Genomic DNA, 2,299 nt, shown 5'->3' with positions numbered 1-2,299 from the left:
AGGTCGCGCAGCGTGCAGTGGTCCTCCCTGAGAACCTGGCTCATGAGTTCACGGACACCGTCGGGTGACATGGTGTGCCCACGCGTCGCGTCAGCGCAGGCGCGGGCGATGCTCGTGACGGGGAAGTTCCTCCGCACGAGGTCGCCGGGATCCCGTTCGGAGCGTTCCACCGTGCAGAAGGACGAAGACGTCCGGTGCACCCCGTCCGGGATGACGACGAAGACCGGTGCGTCCGCCGGGAGCGGGTCGCGCAAGGCCCGGTGCAGGTCCAGCGCGTGCATTCCGCCGATCCTCGCCTCGGGTCCCGCGTACACCAGAGCGGCTCGGCGGCGCTCGGCGACGGTCGGGGTTCCCCGGTGCGTCAGGACGACGCCCGGGAGGATGCGCTGCCATCGTCCACGCGGTCCCGTGAGATCGGTCAACGTCGACCGTGGGAGACCCGCGAGCAGGAGGAGCGAACGCGGGACGACGCGCTCGTGCTGGCGGATCAGTGCGTCGAGGGTGGCTGCGTCGTAGTGCGCGCGGCGAGGCATGGCCGAGATCGTGGGCGCTCGCGGCTGCCGTCGTCTGCGACGTCGTCCCGTCCTGTGGACGAACCCCACGGCCACCGGCCTGTGGAGACCGGGACGACGGCAACGGCTGCCGTCCACACCCGTCGCACCGGATCGTCGACGCGGAGGGCCGAACCTAGCGGCCTGTCGCGTCAACGATCGGTCAAGTCCTCGGAGGTGGTGTGCGACGTTCGCCGCGTGATGCTGCTTCCTGGGGTCAGCCCTGCAGGGCCTGCATCGTGAGGTCGGTGTTCACCTCCGGCGTGGTCTCGCCCAGGGCAGAGGCGGCCTGTGCGCCCTCCCCGGGCAGGAGGGTGAGCCGGCAGCGTCCGAGCAGGTCCAGGCCCAGGTAGCGGCGTCCTTCTGCCCACTCATCGTCCTGCTCGGCCAGCACCGCCCCGACCAGGCGGATCAGGGAGGTGCGGTCGGGGAAGATGCCCACCACGTCGGTGCGGCGGCGGATCTCCCGGTTTAACCGTTCCTGCGGGTTGTTGCTCCAGACCTGCCGCCACACCTCCTTCGGGAAGCTGGTGAACGCCAGGACGTCGGCGCGGGCGGCGTCCAAGTGGGCGGCGACCTTGGGCAGCTTGACCTCGACCGCATCCAGCAGCCGGTCGAACTGGGCGTGCACAGACGACGCGTCGGGCTGGTCGTACACGCTGTGCAGCAACGTCTTCACCCAAGGCCAGGACGTCTTCGGTGTCACCGCCATCAGGTTCGCCGCGTAATGAGTGCGGCACCGCTGCCACGACGCGCCCGGCAGCGTCGCACCGATCGCGGCGACCAGCCCGGCGTGGGCGTCGGAGGTGACGAGGCGGACTCCGGTCAGGCCGCGGGCGGTCAGGTCGCGGAAGAAGCCCAGCCAGCCGGCGCCATCCTCGGCCGAGGAGACCTGCAGGCCCAGGATCTCCCGGTGCCCATCGGCGTTGACTCCAACCGCGAGGAGGGCGTGGACGTTAGCGACGCGGCCGTCTTCGCGGACCTTCATCACCAACGCGTCGGCGGCGACGAACGTGTAGGGGCCGGCGTTCAGCGGTCGGGTGCGGAACGCTTCGACCTGCGCGTCCAGATCTTTGGCCATCTCGCTGACCTGCGACTTCGACAGACGGGTAATGCCGAGGGTCTCGACCAGCTTTTCCATCCGGCGGGTGGACACCCCGAGCAGGTAGGCAGTGGCGACCACGGTGGTCAACGCCCGCTCGGCGCGGCGGCGGCGCTCCAGCAGCCAGTCGGGGAAGTACGAGCCTGAGCGCAGCTTGGGGATGGCCACGTCGATCGTCCCGACGCGGGTGTCGAAGGGGCGGTGACGGTAGCCGTTGCGGGTGTTGACCCGCTCCGGTGAGGACGCGCCGTAGTCGGCGCCGCAGACGGCGTCGGCGTCGGCGGACATGAGGGTGTCGATGAAGGCGCGCAGCATCGTGCGCATCAGGTCCGGGCTGGCCTGAGCGAGGTGCTCGTCCAGGAGGTGGGCAGGGTCCATCATGGGGTTGGCGGTCATCGCGGTGTCCTTCTTCGGCTTGAGCGGGAACTCAGTTCGAAGCATCACGCGGTGGCCGCCTTCTACGTGTCAGCCACGCCCGTCAGCGGGGTGCTCGCACACCACTCTGGTGGACTCCACTGACCAGTCCGAGACGTAGCCGGGATCCAGCTGCACCGCGAGGTCGTCATAGACCCGCACCGCTTCCAAGACCAGGGCAATGCCACCGATCGCAGTCCACGCATGCTGGCGCACCGTCTCTAACTGAGCG

3 protein-coding genes are annotated in these 2,299 nt (G+C 69.6%); all 3 read right to left on the bottom strand.

Going from position 1 to position 2,299, the window contains the following annotated elements; all coding sequences use genetic code 11:
* On the bottom strand, positions 1-533 hold a 533-nt coding region (locus H8N03_RS25920; protein ID WP_222623181.1), incomplete at its 3' end, for a hypothetical protein.
* 235 nt (positions 534-768) lie between these two features.
* Positions 769-2,049, bottom strand: coding sequence for an IS256 family transposase (locus H8N03_RS25915; RefSeq protein WP_187079146.1), 1,281 nt, complete (start codon positions 2,047-2,049; stop codon positions 769-771).
* 69 nt (positions 2,050-2,118) lie between these two features.
* Positions 2,119-2,299, bottom strand: a 181-nt coding sequence (locus H8N03_RS26095) for a hypothetical protein (RefSeq protein ID WP_222623180.1), incomplete at its 5' end; no start/stop codon positions are given.

Origin of the sequence: Ramlibacter cellulosilyticus (assembly GCF_014297465.1) — a bacterium.
GTDB lineage: Bacteria > Pseudomonadota > Gammaproteobacteria > Burkholderiales > Burkholderiaceae_C > Ramlibacter > Ramlibacter cellulosilyticus.
Note: the sequence above shows the minus strand (reverse complement) of the source record. Positions and strands in the feature narration are given on the sequence as shown.

Coding starts and splice junctions, on each gene's coding strand:
- H8N03_RS25915 (WP_187079146.1), bottom strand. CDS start 2,049: ATGACCGCCAACCCCATGATGGACCCTGCCCACCTCCTGGACGAGCAC.